19 protein-coding genes, 3 tRNA genes and 2 rRNA genes are annotated in these 22,355 nt (G+C 60.1%); 6 read left to right on the top strand and 18 right to left on the bottom strand.

From position 1 onward, the window contains the following. Nucleotides 1–8: 8 nt before the first annotated feature. The 3 genes from AC3E6W_RS00250 to AC3E6W_RS00240 form a co-directional block, all read right to left on the bottom strand. Nucleotides 9–506 carry a hypothetical protein gene (locus AC3E6W_RS00250; protein WP_049332275.1) on the bottom strand — a complete coding sequence of 166 codons (498 nt, stop codon included), beginning with the start codon at nt 504–506 and terminating at the stop codon, nt 9–11. A gap of 174 nt (nt 507–680) precedes the next feature. Beyond that, nucleotides 681–2,417, bottom strand: a complete 1,737-nt coding sequence (locus tag AC3E6W_RS00245; RefSeq protein WP_070680785.1) for a cation:proton antiporter — start codon at nt 2,415–2,417, stop codon at nt 681–683. A 249-nt stretch (nt 2,418–2,666) separates the two neighbouring features. Further along, nucleotides 2,667–3,692, bottom strand: coding sequence for a biotin synthase (locus AC3E6W_RS00240; protein ID WP_490652032.1), 1,026 nt, complete (start codon nt 3,690–3,692; stop codon nt 2,667–2,669). Nucleotides 3,693–3,984: 292 nt separating this feature from the next. On the opposite strand from AC3E6W_RS00240, the gene AC3E6W_RS00235 reads away from it, so the two are divergent. From AC3E6W_RS00235 to AC3E6W_RS00215, 5 genes are all read left to right on the top strand, one after another. After that, nucleotides 3,985–4,587, top strand: coding sequence for a TetR/AcrR family transcriptional regulator (locus tag AC3E6W_RS00235; protein ID WP_070680779.1), 603 nt, complete (start codon nt 3,985–3,987; stop codon nt 4,585–4,587). A 243-nt stretch (nt 4,588–4,830) separates the two neighbouring features. After that, nucleotides 4,831–6,228 (top strand): galactokinase, encoded by a 1,398-nt coding sequence (locus AC3E6W_RS00230; RefSeq protein WP_049332270.1) that lies wholly within the window; start codon nt 4,831–4,833, stop codon nt 6,226–6,228. A 451-nt stretch (nt 6,229–6,679) separates the two neighbouring features. Then, a complete protein-coding gene (locus AC3E6W_RS00225; RefSeq protein ID WP_070648691.1) occupies nt 6,680–6,883 on the top strand; it encodes a hypothetical protein in 204 nt (67 codons plus the stop codon). Nucleotides 6,884–7,438: 555 nt separating this feature from the next. Further along, complete coding sequence (locus tag AC3E6W_RS00220; protein ID WP_049332267.1) at nt 7,439–7,759, top strand: glutaredoxin domain-containing protein; 321 nt, start codon at nt 7,439–7,441, stop codon at nt 7,757–7,759. A gap of 1 nt (nt 7,760) precedes the next feature. Further along, nucleotides 7,761–8,579, top strand: coding sequence for a shikimate 5-dehydrogenase (locus AC3E6W_RS00215; RefSeq protein WP_049347596.1), 819 nt, complete (start codon nt 7,761–7,763; stop codon nt 8,577–8,579). Nucleotides 8,580–8,922: 343 nt separating this feature from the next. Here AC3E6W_RS00215 and AC3E6W_RS00210 read toward each other — a convergent pair whose 3' ends face one another. The 3 genes from AC3E6W_RS00210 to AC3E6W_RS00200 form a co-directional block, all read right to left on the bottom strand. Beyond that, nucleotides 8,923–9,735 carry a rhomboid family intramembrane serine protease gene (locus AC3E6W_RS00210; RefSeq protein WP_490652031.1) on the bottom strand — a complete coding sequence of 271 codons (813 nt, stop codon included), beginning with the start codon at nt 9,733–9,735 and terminating at the stop codon, nt 8,923–8,925. A gap of 57 nt (nt 9,736–9,792) precedes the next feature. Beyond that, nucleotides 9,793–10,623, bottom strand: a complete 831-nt coding sequence (locus AC3E6W_RS00205; RefSeq protein WP_490652030.1) for a rhomboid family intramembrane serine protease — start codon at nt 10,621–10,623, stop codon at nt 9,793–9,795. 149 nt (nt 10,624–10,772) lie between these two features. Beyond that, nucleotides 10,773–11,300 carry a peptidylprolyl isomerase gene (locus AC3E6W_RS00200; RefSeq protein WP_049332259.1) on the bottom strand — a complete coding sequence of 176 codons (528 nt, stop codon included), beginning with the start codon at nt 11,298–11,300 and terminating at the stop codon, nt 10,773–10,775. Between the two features lie 171 nt (nt 11,301–11,471). On the opposite strand from AC3E6W_RS00200, the gene AC3E6W_RS00195 reads away from it, so the two are divergent. After that, a complete protein-coding gene (locus AC3E6W_RS00195) occupies nt 11,472–11,807 on the top strand; it encodes a hypothetical protein (protein WP_070679252.1) in 336 nt (111 codons plus the stop codon). 201 nt (nt 11,808–12,008) lie between these two features. On the opposite strand, the gene rrf (AC3E6W_RS00190) is transcribed toward AC3E6W_RS00195, so the two are convergent. The 12 genes from rrf (AC3E6W_RS00190) to gyrB all read right to left on the bottom strand — a co-directional run bounded on the left by rrf (AC3E6W_RS00190) (nt 12,009) and on the right by gyrB (nt 22,066). Further along, nucleotides 12,009–12,125 (bottom strand): 5S ribosomal RNA (rrf, locus tag AC3E6W_RS00190). Between the two features lie 3 nt (nt 12,126–12,128). After that, nucleotides 12,129–12,201: transfer RNA gene (locus AC3E6W_RS00185), tRNA-Ala, on the bottom strand. Nucleotides 12,202–12,315: 114 nt separating this feature from the next. Next, entirely contained in the window at nt 12,316–13,446 is a 1,131-nt protein-coding gene (locus tag AC3E6W_RS00180; RefSeq protein ID WP_080975305.1) for an acetamidase, read from the bottom strand. Between the two features lie 186 nt (nt 13,447–13,632). Beyond that, on the bottom strand, nt 13,633–14,079 hold the full coding sequence (locus AC3E6W_RS00175) for a DUF3349 domain-containing protein (RefSeq protein ID WP_049344508.1): 447 nt from the start codon (nt 14,077–14,079) through the stop codon (nt 13,633–13,635). Nucleotides 14,080–14,132: 53 nt separating this feature from the next. Beyond that, nucleotides 14,133–14,438 (bottom strand): hypothetical protein, encoded by a 306-nt coding sequence (locus AC3E6W_RS00170; RefSeq protein WP_049344507.1) that lies wholly within the window; start codon nt 14,436–14,438, stop codon nt 14,133–14,135. Between the two features lie 3 nt (nt 14,439–14,441). Then, nucleotides 14,442–15,668, bottom strand: a complete 1,227-nt coding sequence (locus AC3E6W_RS00165; protein ID WP_049344506.1) for an inorganic phosphate transporter — start codon at nt 15,666–15,668, stop codon at nt 14,442–14,444. Between the two features lie 447 nt (nt 15,669–16,115). Beyond that, nucleotides 16,116–16,232, bottom strand: a 5S ribosomal RNA gene (gene rrf, locus AC3E6W_RS00160). Between the two features lie 3 nt (nt 16,233–16,235). Then, a tRNA-Ala gene (locus tag AC3E6W_RS00155) sits at nt 16,236–16,308 on the bottom strand. Between the two features lie 142 nt (nt 16,309–16,450). Next, nucleotides 16,451–16,524, bottom strand: a tRNA-Ile gene (locus tag AC3E6W_RS00150). Nucleotides 16,525–16,755: 231 nt separating this feature from the next. Then, nucleotides 16,756–17,181, bottom strand: coding sequence for a DUF3566 domain-containing protein (locus AC3E6W_RS00145; RefSeq protein ID WP_490652029.1), 426 nt, complete (start codon nt 17,179–17,181; stop codon nt 16,756–16,758). Between the two features lie 163 nt (nt 17,182–17,344). Then, complete coding sequence (gene gyrA / locus AC3E6W_RS00140; protein ID WP_490652028.1) at nt 17,345–19,978, bottom strand: DNA gyrase subunit A; 2,634 nt, start codon at nt 19,976–19,978, stop codon at nt 17,345–17,347. 72 nt (nt 19,979–20,050) lie between these two features. Next, a complete protein-coding gene (gyrB, locus tag AC3E6W_RS00135) occupies nt 20,051–22,066 on the bottom strand; it encodes a DNA topoisomerase (ATP-hydrolyzing) subunit B (RefSeq protein ID WP_141761785.1) in 2,016 nt (671 codons plus the stop codon). Nucleotides 22,067–22,355: the final 289 nt, after the last annotated feature.

The following is a 22,355-nucleotide window of genomic DNA, read 5'->3' as shown; positions in this document are numbered from 1 at the left end:
ACCCCCACCTAGCGAACGTTCGAGCGGGGCTTCGGGGCACGGCCAGCCGCGCGGGAACGAGAAGGCAGCACACCCAGGCGACCAGCGGGGGCCTGCACGACCGGCTGAGACTCGGTGGGTTCCTCTTCGCGAGGCTCGTCCTGAGCCGTTTCGGGCTGAGCCGGCTCCGCCTCCTGCTCGTGAGCCTCCGAGGGCTGTTCGGCGGCGTGGGCGTCTTCTTCCTCACGGCGCCCGCGCTCTTCACGGCGGTGCTCGGCGCGCTCACGGATGCGGGTTTCAACGGAGGACTCCAGTCCGTCCAGGTTCGTCACGAGCGCCGGAACGGGGTCACCCTTTGCCTTACCCACCGAGAGCAGCACGGCCAGAACGTTCAGGCACAGGGCGGCAATCAGCAGAATCCATCCCAGCCACAGAACCCAGGGGGTTGAGGAGCCGATCAAGAGCGCGCCACAAAAAATCGCGCCAAGGGAGGTCAGGTACGCGGGCGAGAGAGTCTTGAAGTCCATGTCTACTTTCAATGCATTGTGAGTTTGAGAGAGCTACAGCGTGTTCAACGCTTCCTGTCCCATTTTAGGTGATGGTTGAGCGTTAGTCTTCCTTATTCCCTACTCCAGGGCATATATACCCCGGAGCGGGAATCGGTAGACCTACCAACCGGCCGTCGTCCTTCTCCAGAGAGGCTAGGAGCTCTCCCCCGCGGGGGGCAGAGGCGAGGCGGGCGCGTTCTTCACGACCGGGATGTTCTGGGTGCTCGGGGCGTCCTGATACTGCTTCCACAGGTTGTAGCGTTCCAGGGCCACGGCACCGGCCGTCATTGCGGGCAGAATGAACATGCCGGAGGAGCGGATACTTTCTGCCTGCGCCAGGATGTCCAGCTTACGCACCACGCGGGTCACGTCGTGGGAGTCGTAGCGGTCCTGAGCAGAAATAACCTCGTTCTGCGCGGCGACGAGGGCGGCGTCGCGCAGGCGCACGAAGTCGTTCCTCTTGCCCTTAACCTTCTCCATGTGCTGCTTGTATTCTTCGGGCAGTGCCTCGCTGATTTCGTCGCGGCGGGTAATGGCGGAGCACATTTCCTTCACGCGGGCGTAGGTCTCAGGGTCGGTGGTTGCCTTCGCTTCTGCCTGCAGCGCCTCGAGGGCCGCGATCTGCGCGATCTTGAGCAGTTCGGGTACGGCAGTTTCTTCTTCATGGTTGGCCCGCACGCCAAGGACCTTTACGAGCATGGGCAGGGTCAGGCCGGGTAGCACGAGGGTGAAGAAGAGCACGGAGAGCATCATGACGATGGCGTCCTGGCGGACCTGTTCGGTGCCGTTGACCACGGGGATGGACAGGGCAAGAATCAGGGTCACGAGGCCTCGCATGCCGGACCAGGTCATGACGATAACTTCGGCGAAGCTTTCGGGGGCACCCTCGTGAATGGGGTTCTTGCGTCCTGCCAGCCAGACGATGGTGAACCAGATGAGGCGCACCAGTATGGCGACCAGTGCGACCAGGGCACCGTCAGCGAAGAGGCCTGCGGTACGGGAGGGGTCGGCGGTGGCGATGATGCTACTTGCCTGCAGGCCGATGAGGCCGAAGGCGACACCGGTCATGAGCAGCTCAATAATCTGCCAGAAGGAGGTGGAGGAGAGGCGTTCTTCCGCTTCGAGTGCCGCCATGTATTTGGTGCTGGTGAACTGGATAGCGCCGATGACCACGGCAATAACGCCGGAGGCGTGCGCGCTTTCAGCAGCGAGGTAGGCGCCGAAGGGGATCACGAGGGTCACGGCGTTGCTGGTGACCACGTCGTGGGCGCGCTGGCGAACGTAGCCGCCAAGCCAGCCGAAGATGTAACCAATAATGACCGCGAGGATCGAGCCGAGCACGAAGTCTTTGGCGACCGAGAGCGGCTCGATGTGGTGGCCGCTGGTCATGGAGTGGATTGCGGCGTGGAAGAGAACGATTGCGATAGCGTCGTTGAAGCTACCTTCGGTCTGCAGGGTGCCGATGAGGCGGCGGGGAATACCGACGGGCTCAGCGACTGCTTCCACGGCGACGGGGTCGGGCGGGGAGACGGCGGCACCGACGGCAAGGGCGACAGTGATGGTCATGCCGGGGACCCACCACATGGTTGCGCCGGCAATGGCCAGGGCGGAGACGGTGGTGAGCAGAACCGAGTAGAGCAGTACCGATTTCCAGCGGCGACGTAGGGTTCCCCAGGAGAATTTAACGCCGATGGCCCACAGCAGTGGCGGAAGGAAGATCGGCAGAATGATGTCGCTGTCGATGGTAATGTCCGGTCGGTTGGGGATGAAGAGCGCGGCGGCGCCGAGCAGGGTCATCATGACCGGCCAAGGGAGGTTGAGTCGATCACCAATGCTGACCATGAACACGGTCGCGAGCAGGATGATGACGATAACGGAGAGGTAAAGCATTGGTCCGGTATTTTTCCTTTCGCACGGCTAGGTTTAGTCGGCTACGTCTTTCTACTCTACCGGAGGGGCTCATTCCGCTTTTCGGATATGGGGGTTCTGCAGCGTTTATTATGGTGTTGTTTACCTCTAAGCCTAATGCTTTATGTGGAATATAGAGTTTTCCCCTGAATATCCTCACTTTTCAGCAGGTTATTCAGGGGAAAATTCTATTTTTGGAATATATTGCTTGGGGTAGCTACCTCTAGCGGATTACTTAGAGCCGCACCCACCGGCACCGCAGCCGCAACCGCCAGCGGGAGCTTCCTCCACGACCGGTTCGGGCTCGTCGTGGCCGCCACAGCAGCCACCCTTTTCTTCCTTCGGTTCGTCGTGGCCGCCACAGCAGCCACCCTTTTCTTCCTTCGGTTCGTCGTGGCCACCGCAGCAGCCATCCTTTTCTTCCTTCGGTTCGTCGTGGCCGCCGCAGCAACCGCCACCACCGTGGGAGTGACCGTGAACCTCAGCCGGAGCTTCAGCGGAGGAACCGCATCCGCCCGAGCCGCAACCGCAGCCGCCGGAGGAAGACTCCTCGTGACCGCCGCAACCGCCCGAGCCGCATCCGCAACCGCCGCCCACGGAGCCGCAGGCAGAGCCGCGCGCCTCGCGGTGACCCATCAGGTCAACACCGAGGTCGGAGAGGTAACGTAGGTAGCCTGCAAGGGCATCGCGTCCACCGGTGCCAGAGATGACAATGCCGCCGTGGCGCAGAGACTTCAGAATCTCGTTGACCATGGGCCACTGCTCAATATCGTCGGTAATGGTAATGGCGCTGACCACGTGCATGGCCAGGGAAGTCAGCGAGCGCAGGGACTGGTCGTAACCCTCGGGCAGGTGAATCACCTTGGAGGGGGCGGCCAGGCGCAGAATCGACAGCACACGCATGAGCATCATGGGCACAGCGTTCTTCGGCAGCAGTACGGTCACGCCAATAGCGGGGGAAGCGGCAATGCGCTCAATGGTCTCGGCCAGCTCCTCAGAATCAATGTCGCGGGAGATGTCGAGAACGTCGTAGGAGTCCACGGCAATGGAGCGGGTGCCTAGAGCGTCGGCAAGTTCCTCGTTCTCGGTGTGGACAGCAATCATGTTGCGGAATTCGTTGCGGCGCAGAATGGAGGCCGCTTCAATCAGGGCGAAGTCCTGACCCTCCCCGTCCACCAGGAGGGTGTGGATCTCATCGCGGGTCAGGGGCTGTTCGGAGCCCGCCCGCTCGATTAGTTCAGAAAATGCATTGCTCATACCGGCTATTAAACACCCGCGCGCCAGGGGTGCGCTCGCGAGGTTCGCCTGCATTGGCGGTTTTTAGGGGCTCCGGGAGCATTTTTATGCCCAGAGCGTGGCATGTCTTGCGCCATTCAACTTCTTAGGAGCACCTAATATCGAAGTCGCTTTTAAAACGCGAAACGTTTATTTCTGAGCCGTGAGAATCACCAATTATTACACCGTTTCTCTCGCGTAATTTACGTGTTTTCTGTTTTCCAGCCGGTGCATGATGTCAATGACGGAGCGCCAAACACCCTAAAATAGAGACGTGGTACTTTCCCGTGAAAAGATTCTAGATACCGCCTACGAGGTCTTGGCGACCTACGGTCTGGCGGACCTTTCGATGCGCCGCCTCGCTCAAGAGCTTCACGTGGCTCCCGGTGCCCTGTACTACCACGTGAAGAATAAGCAGCAGCTACTCATTCTGCTGGCGGACTATATCCTGGCCCGTGCCCCGAAGTCGATGTGCGAGGAGGCGGAGCCGACGGTAGAGGCCGTGCATGCCTCCATGATTCAGCGAGGCGACATGCTCTTCTCGCTGCTGTACCCCATCCGTGAGTGCCCCGAGGTGGTGCGCCTGAGCCTGGCTCTGCACCCGCGGGAGCTGAAGCCGGTGGTGGCGATGGCTCACGAATTTCAGTCGCTGGGCATGGGCCATGCTGAGGCATTGCGCCGCGCCCGCCTGCTGACCCACACCGCGCTCAGCCTGGTGGAGGAATACCAGACGCTGCCGCTCATTTCTCCGCAGGAGGCGGTGGCAAGCGGCGATATTCCGCTCATCGAAAATGCTTTTAACCGATACCGCCGGGATCTGCAGTCGGCCATCGACACGATGATGGTTGTTCAGCCCCCGTACACTCAGGAGGACTAACCTCCGTACTCGACCCACTCAGCCTTCTATCCGCAGGCCCCGCACCGCTACGGCGCGGGGCCTTTGTGCCACCTAGCGCCCGAGCGTTCATCGCCACAACCGCCCGCGACTCGAGCCGAAACGCCCCTCTGCCGTAGTCTAGAGGGGATACCTCTGCGCCGAGTTGCGTGTTCCGGACGTATGCGTCGCGGGGAGGTACGCACAGATTCCGTATGCCCCGAGGGGCGTAAGCGAGGTGTCCCCATGTCCATGACCGCTACTGCCCAGTGGGCGGCCTTCCCCAGCCACACCGCGGAGATTGCCCGCGTCCGCGAGGAGTTCATTACCGCCTACGGCTACGAGCCGGACGGCGTGTGGTCTGCACCGGGCCGTCTGAACCTGCTGGGCGAGTACATTGACTTTCTGGGGGGCTCGTGCCTGCCTATGCCTCTGCCCTACCGCACGTATATTGCGGGTGCTCTGCGCCGCGATGGCGTGCTACGTGCTTCCTCGCTGCAGATGCCGGGGGACGAGCGCACGGTTGTGGTGCGCGATATCCAGCCGGGCCATTTGAAGGGTTGGTTCACGTACGTGGCGGGCGTGGCCTGGGCGATGAATCAGGAGGGCGGGCGCGACATCATGCTCCCCGACGCGTTCGGCGCGGATCTTCTCATCAACTCTCGCGTTCCGGTGGGCGGTGGCCTGTCTTCCTCGGCTGCGCTGGAGTGCTCGACGGCGCTCGCACTGCTTGAGCTTTCGTGCCCCCTGCGCCCGGACTGCTCGGAAACGGATGCAGCCCCGGCCGATAATGACACGCTGCGGGCCCGCCTGGCTCAGGTATGCATCACGGCCGAGAATAAGGTGGCGGGTGCGCAGACGGGCGGCCTGGATCAGACGGCGTCGCTGCGTTCTTTCCCGGAGCAGGCGCTTGTGGTGGATTTCCGAGACTTTTCGATTGAGCCGGTGCGGGTGGACATCGCCCAGCACGGCCTGAGCTTTTTGGTGATTGATACGAATACCCCGCACGAGCTGACGGACGGCGGATTTGCGGCTCGCCGCGCGGCCTCCGAGGCATGCGCCGAGGCCCTGGGCCTGCGTTTCCTGCGCGATGCCCTGCCGGAGGATCTCTCCTGTAAGGGTATGGATGCGCGTACTGCGAAGGCGTGGCGCGCCGATCTGGTGGACTCTTCGGTAAACCGCGCGCTGGATGCCCTGGAGGACTCGGGGCGTCCCTGTTCGTTCCCGCGCGGCTGGGTGCGTCACGCTTTCCACGATATGACGCTGGTGGGTCGCGCGAGCTACCTGTTGCAGCACGCAGACGAGCTGGGGTTGGCGGCTTTTAAGGAGGCCGGCCGCATCTTTACGGAGTCGTTCGTGTCGATGCGCGATGAGCTGTGCGTTTCCCGCCCGGAGATTGACGAGGCGGTGCGCGTGTGCCTGGAGCACGGGGCGCTGGGCGCGCGTATTGTGGGTGGCGGCTTCGGGGGTGCTGTCATGGCACTTATCCCGACCGAACGCCTGGAGGAGGCGGCCCAGGCGGTGGCGACGAGCTACGCCGTGCACGGCTACGCGGCCCCGCGTTTTTTGCCGATGACGGCGGGCTTTGCGGCTTCGCACGACTGGTCGGCGGCGACTGATATGACCGATATTCCCGTGAACTAGATGCTCGCAGAGTACCCTCGCCACGGTTTCCCGCGCCTCGATTTGAGGGGGGGGAGCTTGCGATGCGCGCGGGGCGGTGAACCCCGCTCTTTCGGGCGTTAGCCCGTCGCGTGCGGTACACGCAACGGTTTTGAACACCACTCTTATCTGAAAGTTTCCTGCGAGTTTTATCTCACCGCCCCGCTCCCCCGCCCCGCAATAACCCCTGGATAAGCCACGATTGTTTGAGCATTACTCAAAAAATAACCCGCCAAACAGCAACCTGACTCTTCCTGCTTTCCTACATGGGTAAACTTATCGAGAAGGTCAGTCTGTAAGCCATAAAGTTTCACCGCGGCGAGCGCCGGGCGATTTAGGCAACAGGTTCCTTCGCCCATCATATTCCGGTTCTCCGTTGGATCCGGAATATACCTCATATGAGAGCGCGCGATTGCGCAGAGAGGAGACCCGCATGGGCCTCGACAACATCAAGAACACCGTTGAGCAGAACCTCGACAAGGTCAAGGAGGCAGTTGAGCACGGTCTGGACAAGGCTAAGGAAGCCATCAACGACAAGGCCGGCAAGGACGTTGTCAGCAACGAGCACGTTGCCAAGGTTGAGGATGCCGTCAACGACAAGATCGACGAAGTTTCTCAGAAGCTCGGCGACAAGTAAACCTCCTTTCCGCGCTTTGCGGTTATTTCGGGATGCGGCTTGAAGCATCCCACGGTTCTCCAGGGTTTTGAGCTCCGCATCAGCGTGGTTCAAAGGCCCTGGAGAATCCTTCTGTTCGGATGCGGCTGAACGCCCCGCGTCCGGTGGGCAGCCTTCAGGCGGGCCGTCCCCTCTAGGTTTTCACTCAACCACCAAAGGTGGGGTTCCCACCTCGTTTCGGGTGCTTCCCATCGATGCTGCACCCGAAGCATCACTCAGCAGCGGCATGCTCATTGCCGTGTATCGCTCTCCTTCTCATCTCTCACTCTCGCAAGCGCCCGCGATATCTCGCGCCTGTGCACGCCCCGCGTTCCTGCCCTGCGGCTTGGAGCACGGGGCGTGCGCCGTTAACGCCCCGTCTTCCCATTCGCTGGCAGAAGTTCCCCTTTAGAAAATCCGCAAGCTCAATTCCGCTCACCGGGATATGCTTTAAACGGTAAGTATTAGCGCGCCCGGGCCGGGCTCTCCCGCGTGATTCACATAATCCGTCCGGCGCATCCAACACACGGAGGAACTATGCTCGAACGTCAGCAGTCCAGCCAGGAGCAGGCCCGCGAGGTTATGAAGAACGGCGGTGTCGTCATTTACTGGCGCCCCGGCTGCCCCTACTGCGAGGCTCTGGACGCCAAGCTGGGCGACCTCGGCAACTACGCCACCTGGGTCAACATCTGGGAGGATCCGCAGGCTGAGGAACACGTCAAGGCGCTCAACGAGGGCAACGCCGTCGTTCCTACGGTCGACACCGGCGACACCCACTTCGTGGTGGCCGACTTGGTGAGCCGCAACAAGGTAAAGAAGCTGATCGAGAACACCCTCGACTCCGGTAGCGAGGCCTAAAATGGGTCGCCCTCCGCTGAATCGTGATACGACCGTCTGCATTTCGCTGTCGGGCCGCCCGTCGAATCACGGCATCAAGTTCCACAACTACCTGTACGAGAAGCACGGGCTGGATTACCTGTACAAGGCGATGACCACCACCGATATTGAGGGCGCTATCGCCGGTGTGCGTGCGCTGGGTATTCGCGGCTGTTCGGTGTCTATGCCTTTCAAGCAGGCTGTTATCCCGCTGATGGACGATATGGACCACTCAGCTGCGGTGATTGGTGCGGTGAACACGATTGTGAACACCGACGGCTTCCTGAAGGCGTACAACACTGATGTGATCGCGGTGGCCTCTCTGCTGCGCTCGCACAACGTGGATTCGTCGCTGCCGTTCCTGTTGCGCGGTTCGGGCGGCATGGCCGCTGCGGTGGCTGGCGCCTTCTTCGATGCCGGTTTTGCGCAGGGCATGATTATCGCGCGTAACGAGGAGACCGGCCGGGCGCTGGCTGAGCGTTACGAGTACGCGTGGGCGCCGGAGGTAGGCAACCTGCGCGCACCGATTCTGGTGAACGTGACCCCGATTGGCATGGCGGGCGGTGAGGAGAGCGAGGAGCTGTCCTACCCCGAAGAGGCTATCGCCGAGGCTCAGGTGGTCTTTGACGTGGTGGCGATGCCCGTTGAGACCCCGTTGATTCGCGCGGCTCGTGCGGCCGGCAAGGAAGTTATTCACGGTGGTGAGGTGATTGCTCTGCAGGCTGCTGAGCAGTTCCGCCTGTACACCGGCGTGGAGCTCACTCCCGAGGAGGTTGAGGAGGCGGAGGCTCAGGCGAACTAGGTTCGCACCCGCTGCTTCTTCGCCCCGTAAGGGGCGCGATACGCAAAAGTGCCCGGAAGGTTTATCCTTCCGGGCACTTTTTGGTTTCTCCGGTGCGTAGCACCGGAATTTTTTGTAATTACACACACCCTGGTACTTAAGGTTTTCCACATCTGTGGAGAAATCTGGGGAAAACTCTTACACCGGTGTAATTCATGCCGTGTGATTCACCCGTTTTGGGCTGTATCCACAGGTTTTAAACATGTACTCACACTCTTGGAATTACACGAATGTAGTTATGCACAGTGTGGAAAACCTCTGTGGATAACCCTCTTCTGCGGCGGTTTTCCGCGGATTTTCAGGCTCAATACCTGCCGTTGAACCACCGTCGCGGGCTCTGCTGCTGCGGCTCCGAAGACTCGGGCTTCTTCACGAACGGGATAATCAGTAGGGTCGCGAGTGCGCCACTGACAAGACCGCCAAAGTGTCCCGCGTGAGAAATATTCGGGTGGAAGAGGCTCTGCACAACGTCAATACCCATGAGCAGAATAAAGAGGCGTGCAGTATCTTTCTGCTTCCGAAGAAGCAGAAGGACGAAGAACGCGCCGTAGAGGCCGTACACACCGCCTGATGCGCCCACGACACCACGGTAGTAGGTGAAGAGGTACACACTGCAGCCGGCACCCACGGTAGCCGCCATATATACAAAGAGGAACTTCCACCGCCCCATCATGCGTTCGAGGGACACACCGAAGATGAAGAGGTAAACAATGTTCCACAGCAGGTGCGTCGGGTCGTTTTGTGAGTGCACAAACCCGTGCGTGATGAGGCGGTAGTACTCGCCGTGGTGAACACGGGGACCAGACATCATGCCGAGATTGTGTACCCAGCGGAACGGAATGATGAGCTGCAGGCCATACACCACGACATTAATCAGGATGAGCGTGTACGTAATATGCCAGTGACGGGCGATGAAGGAACGCGTCGGGCTCGAGGCGCCTCCGTTGAGCTCGCTGTAGCAGTCGGGACAGACTACGCCTGCACCCTGTGCCGTCTGACATTCGTCGCAGATGGCCCGGTTGCATCGTCCGCACCGGGTATAGCTGACGCGGTCGGAGTGGTTAACGCAGACCGTGGGGCTCTGCCCGTAGTTCATATAGTTGGGGAAGTTCTCCACTGCCTCTCCAAGGATTTTGTGCCGGATTTTCCGAAGATTTTCTGCGGATTTTCAGGCTTAGTACCTGCCGTTTTGCCACTGCTGCGGGCTCTGCTGCGGCGAATCTGAAGGCTCAGGCTTCTTCACGAACGGAACAAACAGCAGGGTCAGCAGCACGCCGCCGACAAAGCCACCGGCGTGGCATGCGTGGGAGATGTTCGACGGGGTCATCAGGCTATAGATGACGTTCGCTGCGGTAATCATGGCGAACACTCGTGCGGTGTCCTTCTGCTTCATGATGATCAGCAGGGTCATGAACGCGCCCATGAGGCCGAAAAGACCGCCGGATGCACCCACCACGCTGGTTCCAGGAGCCAGTACGTACACGCCGAAGGCACCAAAGACGATAGAGCCCAGGTACACGAGGAGGAACTTCCAGCGCCCCATCATGCGTTCGAGGGACACACCGTAGATGAAGAGGTTAATCATGTTCCACACCAGGTGCATCGGGTCGTTCTGCATGTGCAGAAAACCGTAGGTGATGATGCGGTAGTACTCGCCGTGCTGGACGTAGGGCCACCAGATCGAGCCGTGCCTCACCACCCATTCATTGGGGATGAGCTGCTGCAGACCGTAAATCGCGACGTTCAGCAGAATGAGCGTGTACGTAATGTGCCAGTGGCGCGCCAGGAATGAGCCCTGTGCTTTCGAACCTTGTGCCTTCGAGCTGCCGCCGGTGAGTTCGCGGTAGCAGTCGGGGCAGACCGTACCGGTCCCCTGGTTTACCTGACACTCGCTGCAGATGGCCCGGTTGCATCGTCCGCACCGGGCGTAGCTGACGCGGTCGGGGTGGTTAGCGCAGACCGTAGGGGTCTGCCCGTAGCCGGAGTAGTTAGGAAAGTTCTCCACTGAATCTCCAAAGATTTTGTGCCGGATGGTTCGGAACGGTGTACAGGCCATATAAGTTCAGGGGCCCACCGGAAGAATCCTGGCGGGCCCCTGAACTATATGTGTTTTATCAACACACCAGAACGCTCCACGAGCCTTCTGAAGGGGTTTTAGAGCTTCTCGACGTCAATCGAGGAGATGACGACGTCCTTGACCGGGCGGTCCTGGAAGCCGGTCTCAACGCCCTCAATAGCGTCGACAACCTTCTTGGATGCCTCGTCAGCGACCTCACCGAAGATGGTGTGGCGGCCGTTCAGCCAGGGGGTCTCAACGGTGGTGATGAAGAACTGGGAACCGTTGGTGCCGGGGCCGGCGTTAGCCATTGCCAGCAGGTAGGGCTTGGAGAAGGAGAGCTCGGGGTGAATCTCATCCTTGAACTGGTAGCCGGGGCCACCAACGCCCATGCCCAGGGGGTCGCCACCCTGAATCATGAAGTCCTTGATGATGCGGTGGAACACGACATCCTTGTACAGGGGGGTGTTCATGATTTCACCGGTGCGGGGGTGCTTCCACTGGCGGGAACCGTCGGCCAGGCCGATGAAGTTCTCAACAGTCAGGGGTGCGTGGTTACCGAACAGGTTCACGACGATGTCACCGTAGTTGGTGTGGATAGTTGCCTTAGCAGTTGCATTAGTCATGGCTCTATTGTGGCACGGGCTGGCGCTCATTCGCCATACAACGTGTTTTTTCGCCCCGGGCGCACTGTCGGGCGGGCTTTTTAGGCCGGAATTGAATATCCTGAGAGGTGAACACTACGCGCGTCTCGGCGATTCTTACCGCCGCGACGCCCAACCGATGGAGGTCACCCCATGTTCTGCTGCAAGAAGCGTAAGGCCAGCAAGGCTGCTAAGGCCCAGGCTGTCGTCTCGTCCCTGGCTGCCGCTGAGTCCTCGCTTGAGGGCAAGGCCGCTGAGCTTTTCGCCGAGAAGCTGACCGGCAAGAAGAACGCCCTGAAGAAGGCCCGCAAGGCCACCGCAAAGACCGCTCGTGCCGCGGAGAAGGAGCTGGCACGCATCGAGCGCAACGGCGGTAAGCGCCCCCGCAAGGGTCTGGCTTTCCTGGGCCTGGTTGTGGCGCTGGGTGTCGCAGGCGCGGCCGCATACAACGCTGCTCGCCCCGTTGAGGATCCTTGGAAGAACGCCTAAACGTTCTTCCCGCCTCTAGCGCGTATCTAGCTTGAACGGCCGCTCTCCGGATGATTCTCCGGAGAGCGGCCGTTTTGCATGCGTGGGATAAGCGTGGAGGCGCGGTCACGCGTGAAGCCGCCACCTTGCTTCCCCGTAGCGATATCCCGGATACGCGAAGAACCCCATGTCTTTCGACATGGGGTTCTCGGTTCAAAAATAAACCGGCAACGACCTACTCTCCCACACCCACAAAAGTGCAGTACCATCGGCGCGAAGAGTCTTAGCTTCTGGGTTCGGAATGGAGCCAGGCGTTTCCCTCTTGCTATAATCACCGGAAAGTGGAGGCGAGGGGACTCGAACCCCTAACCCTCTGCTTGCAAAGCAGATGCGCTACCAATTGCGCCACGCCCCCGTGGTGCCCTACCAGTCTATACCAGCGGTTCGGACATCACCAAATCCTCACGGACATTTTTTTCGTAAGACCCATCACAGCATCGCTAAGCCTCCCCAAAGGGAAGCCAACGCGCTACGCCCCCGTGATGACCTCGCCGGGCACATTCGCCTCACGCTTGGACACCGCGTTCAGCGGCCCAGACTCTTCCTGCAGGTAGCGACGAATGGCTTCCTTCAGCTTCTCTTTTGCCTGCTCGTCCTTCGATGAGGGGCTCTTAAACCCCAGCTTAAGGGCGTCGTCCCGTCCGGCGGCTGGGTATTCCTGGCGGGCGTTCCACGTTAGCGCGAAAGTTGCGAGGGTGTTCAACTCAGCGGGTGTGACCGCCCTATCCAGGGCATCGGCTGCCACCGCCACGCGGGCCGGTTCCGCAACGCTCACAGCGATCTTCGTCTCGGCACCCGAGGGCACCTTCACCGCCTTAGAGATGGCAATCTGCGCGTAGAGCTGTATCTGCTTCACGCGCTCCTCTGAGGTGCCCAGACTGCCCAGGGCGCGGAAGCGACGAACCACGTCGGCATACTCGCCCTCCTCGATGACCGCGGTTAGGCGTAGCTCGTCCGCCATGGCGATCCCCTGGGTATAGTCCGCGTTGGTTCCCAGCGCGGCTGATGCATTGAGGAGCTTGAGCCACTGTTCCCGGTCAAGGGTTGCCGAATCGTTCACACGCAGCGGAGCGACCGGGGTATTGGCGCGCTGACCAACCCCCTGCGGGTCGTTAAACGGGTCTACGCCGCCGTAGGTGACGCTCAGACGCTGTATTGAGCCATAAACCGATAGTTGGGCCAGCGCTTCCGCAGCGGCCGGCAAATCCGCTTGTGCGGCTTCCGTGAGTGCTAGGGAACCCACCAGTCGCAGATTCTGCTCTTCGTTTCCCTTACCCACATTGATGCGCTCCAGCGATTCAATGCGCAGGTAACGGGTATCGATATTTTCGCGCACACGACGCTCGCGGCGAGCCAGCAACTTTTCTACGGAAACCGTGACGGCGGCATCCTCGCCCAGAAGGCCGGTAGCGGCAATGCGCGGTGCCGTAGCGATAAGGCCACCCGCCAGGATGACGCCACCGGTCAGCAGCAGGGAGCGTCGGGGAACCACAAGGTCGCGCCCACGCCGCTTTGCGGCGTTTCCTACGGCCGCGAAGCGGCCTCGCGCGCCGGTAGATTTTTCTGATTGATGAGATTCGGGAATCTGCGAAGAAGACATTGAGCCTCCGGGGATGAGCGGCGGTCGAGGACCGCCCAGAGTGAGAGATAGCGGAGTAAGAATACACCGATGGGGCGTCAAGGTGGCGGAGCCTAGAGCGAGAGCCTGGACATAGAAAGGGGCCTACCGGGCGAACTAATCGCCCGGTAGGCCCCTTGGTCGTCTATTTAGCCAACCCTCGAATTTTTAGTCATCCGACTCAGCGGTCTGCGGTGATGCGACGTTTGCCGACTCGGCAGCCAGCTCCGCAATGCGAATCTCACCGGTCGTCGGGTCCTCGTACGGCACGTACTCCGTACGACCGTCAGGCTCGGCATCCTCGTTCACATGGTTCTCTGCAATCAGGAAGCCGTGTGCACCCAGAATCTTAGCTACTCGGTCGATATCCTGCGGGGTCGGGGTATGGTCGACCACGCGACGAATGTACTCGTTGATTCGCTGGTCACTCACGTATGCCTCACCGCGAGCAGCGCGGGACTGCATGAGCTGGCGGACCACTTCCTGCAGCTGTTCATCCGTCAGACGCATCTTCAGGATGGCCATCACGGCTGCACGGTCCTGAACGGGGACGTCCTTGGGATACCCAACGCTCAGCCAGTCGATTACTCGAGAGATGATGCCCTTATCAGGCATTGAGCCCCTCCTTCGATACTGTCATCATCATATTCACTGTGTGTTTCACGGTTCTAGTGACCTCCACCGGTGACGCCGAAAATATTCCAGCCGAACGTGTGGTGGATAAAGTCCTTAGCAACCCAGAGAATGGCGATGATTACGATTGCTACGATGATAGCAAAAACAATCCCGGCGGCAATCTTAGCCACCGTGCTCGGCGGCTCAATCTCCACCAGCTGGCCATCCGCCGTGTACTCGGTACGGCCCGCCATGAGGCGGAGGCCGAGCGCATACAGCGCCGGAAGACCCGCACCGAAGAAGAGACCGGCCATGAGTACCGGAATAATCTTGTTTACGATATCCAACAGATATGCCATGGCTTACGAACCTGCCTTCTCAGTAGCAAGAGCCTGATCCGCGGATGCCTCAGCGCCGGTGACTGCAGCGCCTTCCTTCTCATCCCAGTCGCCAGTCACGTTCGAAGCGTCAATGTTGTCCTTCTGGGAGTGACGCCACATCAGGAAGCAGAAGATAACCAGCAGAGCGAACACGGTCATTTCGCCAATGAACTGGGTGCCGGTCAGAGCATTCAAGCCGTGACCAATCAGCCAGGTCAGAGCACCCACAATCGCGGCAGCCGGCAGGGTAATCAGCCAGGCGACCACCATACGACCCGCCACGGACCAGCGAACCTCGGCGCCCTTTCGACCCAGGCCACTACCCAGAATCGAGCCGGAGGCCACGTGGGTAGTGGACAGCGCCATACCGAAGTGCGAGGAAGTCAGAATAATCGCGGCGGAGGCACCGTCGGCGGCCACACCCTGCGGGGTATCCACCTCAACGATGCCCTTACCCAGGGTGCGAATGATGCGCCAACCACCCAGGTAGGTTCCCAGGGCGATAGCGAGCGCACAGGCCGCCTTGACCCACAGGGGGATGGCGTCGTCGCTATTGAGAGAACCCGAAGCCACCAGAGCCAAGAAAATCACGCCCATGGTCTTCTGCGCATCGTTCGTACCGTGCGCCAGAGACATCAGGGATGCGGTAGCCACCTGACCCTTGCGGAAGCCGCTGTGCTTGCGCTCATCGGCCACAGGGGCAGCAATGCGGTACACCAGCCAGGTGCCGGTTGCCGACACGATTGCGGCAATGACGGGGGATAGAACCGCGGGGACAATGATCTTGGAGAGCACGCCCATCCACTGCACGCCGTCGAAGCCGATGGCTACCAGCGCAGAACCAATCAGGCCACCAAACAGTGCGTGCGACGAAGAGGAGGGCAGACCCAGCAGCCAGGTCAGCACGTTCCAGAGGATGCCGCCCACCAGGCCGGTAAAGACGATGAGCATCAGTGCGGGGCCGTCCGAGGTTACGTCGATACGGTCCAGGTTCACGATGCCGCTACCGACCGAGCGTGCCACCTCAACAGAGAGGAAGGCACCCACCAGGTTCAGGGATGCGGAGAGAGCCACGGCTGTCTTCGGCTTCAACGCGCCGGTAGCGATGGACGTAGCCATCGCGTTGCCGGTGTCGTGAAAGCCGTTCGTAAAGTCGAAGGCGAGCGCGGTCAGCACCACGATCACGAGAATAATGAGTTCTGTAGTCACAAGAGAATTATCTGTCGCTTCCCCAAAAATCGAAAGTATTCGGTTTTAACACGAAATAACACGCAAACCCACACGATTAGGTGCGTGTTTCGTGGGGTTGTTCGTCCATCATCCCGAGAAACCCGCTACCACTAGGGAAAAAGGGTGCACCCACCAGAATCATTAAGTTGTTTTATGTGGATTCTTCACTAAACCGGGGCAGTAGGCGACATACTACACACTGAACACTGAGGTGAGTTCATCTAGTGTTCACCTTCAGGAAGTTCCCAGATTTCTATTTGTGATGCACATCTATTACCCACCTCGCATTGAGTACCCCGTTATGCATTTACCGCAAATTCCCCAGCAGCCCACCGCAAAAGCCCTAAACCGAGTGCCCCGAGGAGGGGTACAGCATATATAACAAAAGACCCCGCATCTCTCGATACGGGGTCTTTCTCAAAAATAAACCGGCAACGACCTACTCTCCCACACCCACAAAAGTGCAGTACCATCGGCGCGAAGAGTCTTAGCTTCTGGGTTCGGAATGGAGCCAGGCGTTTCCCTCTTGCTATAATCACCGGAAAGTGGAGGCGAGGGGACTCGAACCCCTAACCCTCTGCTTGCAAAGCAGATGCGCTACCAATTGCGCCACGCCCCCGCTTCAGCGGAAACCACTGTTTAGTTATTTCCAGGCCTTGATAACCTCGTTGCTCTGACGCTTTATTAGCGCCATCACAACAACACTCGAAAGAGCGATAATTAGAAAAACTTTCTTCATCTCTGCCTTTCACAGTGCGGAGTGGGCGTACCAAGAATCGAACTTGGGACCTCTTCGTTATCAGCGAAGCGCTCTAACCGTCTGAGCTATACGCCCTCCCTCTGCGGAATTTCTTCCGTAGAACGAGATATAACTATACAGGCGTTTAGAGGGAACACCAAATCAGAATGATATGTTATGCATCACATACACGTGAAGGGGTTCAGCATCAAGATAGGACACACCACCAAAGCCCCCGCAGAACCCAGAAAAGATAGCGCGAAAAAGGGCGGCACCGCCTCCGCACGGAGACGATACCGCCCAATTCAAAATCATAGTCGAGCGCTCTTAAGACTCGTCGCTCAGAGTCAGGGTCACGCCACCCACCAGCTTTGCAGCCAGGTTGTACAGGATAGCAGCAATCATACCCAGCAGGGTGAAGACCACGGTGTTCACCACGGCAAAAATCGTGGTTACCAGAGCCACCTGCCCCAGCGAAATCATCTGCGAGATATCCACGGTGGTCGAACCGGTACCCAGCGAGCTAATCAGCTGGTTTACACCGGTAAAGGCACCCGAAGCCTGCAGGAACAGCCACAGAATCACCGAGGCCACGACGGTCACGATACCCAGAGCAATCGACAGCAGGAAGATTAGCTTTGCTACCGACCAGGTATCGACCTTCTGCACCACCAGGCGCGCGCGACGAATCTTCGAACGAGGCGCGGGGCGCACCAGCTGGCGACGCGAACCCGTCGGACGCTTAGCATTCACCGGGCGCTTGCCGGCAGGACGCTTAGCGGCTCCGGGACGGGCCTGACCTGAACGTGCCTGAGCCGGGCGGCGGGCACCGGACTTAGGGGCCCCTTCTTAGACGCACCAGCTGCTGCCGAACGCTGCGCTGACGCGGAAGAGGAGCTCGCGGGAGTGCTGCTCATTAGTTACCTCCAGTAGCGGTGAGGTCGGCAGCCGCCGCTTCACCCTCGTTATCCGTGCCGGGAGCCGCAGAAGTATCGTCTGCCGCCTCGGCATTCTCAGTGTTTTCATCATCGCTGTCGTCCAGCTGACGATCCTGGTTACGGGCTACACCGATAATCGAATCGCCCTCACCGGGCTTTGCGAAGATAACACCCATGGTATCGCGTCCCTTCGCAGGAACCTCATTCACATTCGAACGAACAACCTTGCCGCTGGACATCACGACCAGGACCTCGTCCTCTTCGTCCACAATGAGGCCACCCACCAGGGCGCCACGATCCTCCACAAGCTTAGCAACCTTAATGCCAAAACCGTTACGACCCTGAACGCGATATTCATCCACGCTCGTGCGCTTCGCGTAGCCACCCTCGGTCACCACGAAGACGTAGGAGCCCTCGGTGACCACGTTGGCAGAAATCAGCTCGTCACCATCGCGGAACTTCATACCGGTCACACCGGAAGTCGAGCGACCCATGGGGCGCAACGAAGCGTCATCCGCGTGGAAGCGCAGGGACATACCGTTACGAGAAACCAGCAGGATGTCATCGGCAGCCGAAACGGTGAAGGCCGAAACAACCTCGTCACCCTCGCGCAGGTTGATGGCGATCAGGCCCGCGGTACGGTTTGTGTCGTAATCGCTCAGGCGGCTCTTCTTCACCATGCCGCCACGGGTTGCCAGCACCAGGTACTCAGCGTCCTCGTAGCTCTTGAGCTCCATCACCTGGGCGATATGCTCGCCACCCTGGAACTCCAGCAGGTTCGCAATGTGCTGACCCTTCGCGTCGCGGCCGGCTTCCTGCAACTCGTAGCCCTTCGCGCGGTACACGCGGCCCAGGTTCGTGAAGAACAGAATCCAGCTGTGCGTGGTAGTCACGAAGAAGTGCTCCACCACGTCATCGCCACGCAGGGAGGCGCCCTTAATGCCCTTACCGCCGCGGTGCTGGCTACGGTACTGATCACTGCGGGTGCGCTTGATGTAGCCGCCGTGAGTAATCGTCACCACGACCTCCTCCTCGGGGATGAGGTCTTCCATCGACATGTCGCCGTTGTAGCCGTACATGATCTGGGTGCGACGGTCATCGCCGTAGCGGTTCACAATCTCGCCCAGCTCCTCAGAGATAATCTCGCGCTGGTGAGTCTCGGAAGCAATAATCGCGTTGTACTCGGCGATCATGCGCATCAGCTCGTCGTGGCGGTCCTGAATCTTCTGGCGCTCCAGAGCGGCCAGGCGACGCAGCTGCATGTTCAGGATGGCCTGAGCCTGAGCCTCGTCAATCTGCAGGAACTCCATCAGAGCGGTGCGCGCCTCGTCCGCGGTGGGGGAGCGGCGAATCAGGGCGATAACCTCGTCCAGAGCATCCAGGGCCTTAAGCAGGCCGCGCAGGATGTGCGCCTCTTCCTCCGCCTGGCGCAGACGGTAGCGGGTACGGCGGACGATAACATCCAGCTGGTGGTTGACCCAGTGGCGCACGAAAGCGTCCAGGGACAGGGTGCGGGGCACGCCGTCCACGATGGCCAGCATGTTCGCGGAGAAGTTCTCCTGCAGCTGGGTATGCTTGTACAGGTTGTTCAGCACAACCTTCGGGGAAGCATCACGCTTGAGTACAATCACCAGGCGCTGACCGGTACGACCCGAAGTCTCGTCGCGCAGGTCGGCGATACCGGTGACCTTGCCGTCCTTGATGAGCTCGGCAATCTTGATGGCCAGGTTATCCGGGTTTGCCTGGTAGGGCAGCTCGGTGACGACCAGGCAGGTGCGTCCGTGGATTTCCTCGACGTTGACCACGGCACGCATGGTAATCGAACCACGGCCGGTGCGGTACGCATCCTCAATACCCTTGGTGCCCAGAATCTGCGCACCGGTCGGGAAATCCGGGCCCTTGATGCGAGCCATCAGAGCGTTCAGCAGCTCTTCGTTGGTGGCGTGCGGGTTCTTCAGGAACCACTCCACGCCCTCGGCCACCTCGCGTAGGTTGTGCGGGGGAATGTTGGTCGCCATACCCACGGCGATACCCGAGGAGCCGTTAATCAGCAGGTTCGGGATGCGCGCGGGCAGAACGGTCGGCTCGAGAGACTTGCCGTCGTAGTTCGGCTGGAAATTAACGGTGTCCTCGTTGATGTCGCGCACCATCTCCAGGGCGATGGGGGCCATCTTCGTCTCGGTGTATCGGGGAGCCGCTGCGCCATCGTTACCGGGGGAGCCGAAGTTGCCCTGTCCCAATGCCAGCGGGTAGCGCATGATCCAGCTCTGAATCAGACGCACGAGGGTGTCGTAGATGGCGCTATCGCCGTGGGGGTGGAACTGACCCATGACGTCGCCGACCACGCGGGCGCACTTGTTGAAAGCGCGGTCCGGGCGGTAGCCGCCGTCGTACATTGCGTAGATGACGCGACGGTGCACGGGCTTGAGGCCGTCACGGACATCCGGCAGGGCACGACCGATGATGACGGCCATCGCGTAGTCCAGGTAGGAGCGCTGCATTTCGGTTTGCAGGTCCACCTGTTCAATGTGGCCGTGGTGGTCCACGATCTCGGTGTCACCGGTGCTGACGACGTCAGCTCCGGTCACTTCGTTCTGCTGTTCTTCGCTCATTATTTCCCTCAATAAATCACTCGGTTATATAACCCATCTCGCATATTCCCTAGGCGGAATATGTCGTGCGGGTTAGATATCGAGGAATCGGATGTCCTTTGCGTTCTGCTGGATAAACTCGCGGCGGGCCTCAACGTCCTCGCCCATCAGCACCGAGAAGATCTGGTCCGCGGCAGCCGCGTCCTCCATCTTCACCTGCAGCAGGGTACGGCGCGCCGGATCCATGGTGGTGTCCCACAGCTCGGTGTAGTCCATCTCGCCCAGACCCTTGTAACGCTGAATACCGTTGTCCTTGGGCAGACGCTGGTTATTCGCCAAACCACGTGCCAGAGCCTCGTCGCGCTCTGCATCGGAGTAGACGTAATCGTGCGGGGCGTTCGACCACTTGATGCGGTACAGCGGCGGCTGAGCCAGGTACACGTAACCGGCCTCAATCAGCGGGCGCATGAAGCGGAAGAGCAGGGTCAGCAATAGGGTCGTGATGTGCTGGCCGTCCACGTCCGCGTCGGCCATGAGCACAATCTTGTGGTAGCGAGCCTTTTCGATGTTGAAGTCGTCGCCAATACCGGTACCGAAGGCGGTAATCATCGCCTGAATTTCGGCGTTCGACAGGGCGCGGTCCAGGCGAGCGCGCTCAACGTTCAGGATCTTACCGCGCAGCGGCAGAATAGCCTGAGTGTTCGGGTTACGACCCTGAACCGCCGAACCACCCGCGGAGTCACCCTCCACCAGGTAAATCTCAGAGATCGACGGGTCCTTCGAGGAACAGTCCTTGAGCTTACCGGGCATGGAGCTGGTCTCCAGCAGGCCCTTGCGGCGGGTCGTCTCACGGGCCTTGCGGGCGGCGATACGCGCCTGGGCGGCGGTAATCGCGCGACGCACGATGTCCTTGGCCACGGCGGGGTTACGGTCGAACCAGTCGCTCAGGTGATCGTTCACCTCGCGCTGGGTGAAGGACTTCGCCTCCGAGTTACCCAGCTTGGTCTTCGTCTGACCCTCGAACTGCGGCTCGGAAATCTTAATCGAGATGACCGCGGTCAGGCCCTCACGCACGTCTTCACCGGTGAGGTTATCGTCCTTATCGCGCAACAGCTTGTTGTCGCGAGCGTAACGGTTCACCAGGGAGGTCAGCGCGGCACGGAAACCCTCTTCATGGGTGCCGCCCTCGTGGGTGTTGATCGTGTTTGCGTAGGAGTAGACGGATTCCTTGTACGCACCGGTCCACTGCATGGCCACTTCCAGGCTCATGTTACGGTCGGAGTCTTCAGATTCGAAGGAGACAATCTCTTCGTTCACGATGGTCTTCGCGCCGGCGTTCAGGAAGTGCACGTAGTCAAACAGGCCGTTGTCGTAACGGTAAGTGACGGTCATGAAACCATCAGCGTTCGCACGCACGCGGTTGAGAGTGTTCTCTTTCTCCTCTTCGGCAACCTCGTCACCGGTGAACTTCTCGCGCTCATCGGTCAGGGTGATGGTCAGGCCCTTATTCAGGAAGGCCATCTGCTGGAAGCGAGCGCGCAGGGTCTCAAAATCGAACTCGACAGTCTCGAAAATCTCGGGATCCGGATAGAAGGTCTGAATCGTGCCTGTCTTATCGGAGGGCTCGCCGCGACGCAGGGGACCGTCGGGCACGCCACCGTTGGAGAAGGAGATGTGCCACGCGTAGCCCTGGCGGTGCACCTCGGTAATCACGCGGGTCGATAGGGCGTTCACTACGGAGATACCCACGCCGTGCAGACCACCGGAAACCGAGTAGCCGCCGCCGCCAAACTTACCGCCGGCGTGCAGCACGGTCATGACGACCTCGACGGTGGACTTGTGCTCGGTGGGGTGCTCATCCACGGGAATACCGCGACCGTCATCCTTGACGCGCACCGCGCCATCGGCCTGGATGGTCACGTCGATTTCGGAGGCGTAACCGGCAAGCGCTTCGTCCACGGAGTTATCAACGACCTCGTAGACCAGGTGGTGCAGACCGCGCTCGGTGGTCGAGCCGATGTACATGCCGGGGCGTTTACGAACCGCCTCCAAGCCTTCCAGCACGGTGATGTCGGACGCACCGTATTCATGGGGCTGTTCAGGTGCCACGAGGGGAAACTCCTTGGGTAAGCCGGGCACCGGCAGGGAGCCGCGAACACTGCCGAGGGTAGCCTAGAACGCCTCGGCGCGGCGCGTGAAGCGCCTTCGGGGACTCGCGGTGCCGGCGGCGCCCGGGTGGGCGCACTTTACGCATTGTCCCTTTTATTTTACCGAGCAAGGGGGTATTAAAGCCATCCAGCGCGCCAATTTTTGGGCAATTCACCCATATTCCACCCCCTCAAACGCCCGTAATGGCCCCTGAGAGACGCTCAACCCCCTCCCCGGTGAGGGGGGATAC

This window comes from Rothia sp. SCPM-O-B-18226 (M350) (assembly GCF_058213595.1).
This window is presented reverse-complemented; position numbering and strand designations above follow the sequence as displayed.

Coding starts and splice junctions, on each gene's coding strand:
- AC3E6W_RS00250 (WP_049332275.1), bottom strand. CDS start 506: ATGGACTTCAAGACTCTCTCGCCCGCGTACCTGACCTCCCTTGGCGCG.
- AC3E6W_RS00245 (WP_070680785.1), bottom strand. CDS start 2,417: ATGCTTTACCTCTCCGTTATCGTCATCATCCTGCTCGCGACCGTGTTC.
- AC3E6W_RS00240 (WP_490652032.1), bottom strand. CDS start 3,692: ATGAGCAATGCATTTTCTGAACTAATCGAGCGGGCGGGCTCCGAACAG.
- AC3E6W_RS00230 (WP_049332270.1), top strand. CDS start 4,831: ATGTCCATGACCGCTACTGCCCAGTGGGCGGCCTTCCCCAGCCACACC.
- AC3E6W_RS00225 (WP_070648691.1), top strand. CDS start 6,680: ATGGGCCTCGACAACATCAAGAACACCGTTGAGCAGAACCTCGACAAG.
- AC3E6W_RS00220 (WP_049332267.1), top strand. CDS start 7,439: ATGCTCGAACGTCAGCAGTCCAGCCAGGAGCAGGCCCGCGAGGTTATG.
- AC3E6W_RS00215 (WP_049347596.1), top strand. CDS start 7,761: ATGGGTCGCCCTCCGCTGAATCGTGATACGACCGTCTGCATTTCGCTG.
- AC3E6W_RS00200 (WP_049332259.1), bottom strand. CDS start 11,300: ATGACTAATGCAACTGCTAAGGCAACTATCCACACCAACTACGGTGAC.
- AC3E6W_RS00195 (WP_070679252.1), top strand. CDS start 11,472: ATGTTCTGCTGCAAGAAGCGTAAGGCCAGCAAGGCTGCTAAGGCCCAG.
- AC3E6W_RS00180 (WP_080975305.1), bottom strand. CDS start 13,446: ATGTCTTCTTCGCAGATTCCCGAATCTCATCAATCAGAAAAATCTACC.
- AC3E6W_RS00175 (WP_049344508.1), bottom strand. CDS start 14,079: ATGCCTGATAAGGGCATCATCTCTCGAGTAATCGACTGGCTGAGCGTT.
- AC3E6W_RS00170 (WP_049344507.1), bottom strand. CDS start 14,438: ATGGCATATCTGTTGGATATCGTAAACAAGATTATTCCGGTACTCATG.
- gyrA (WP_490652028.1), bottom strand. CDS start 19,978: ATGAGCGAAGAACAGCAGAACGAAGTGACCGGAGCTGACGTCGTCAGC.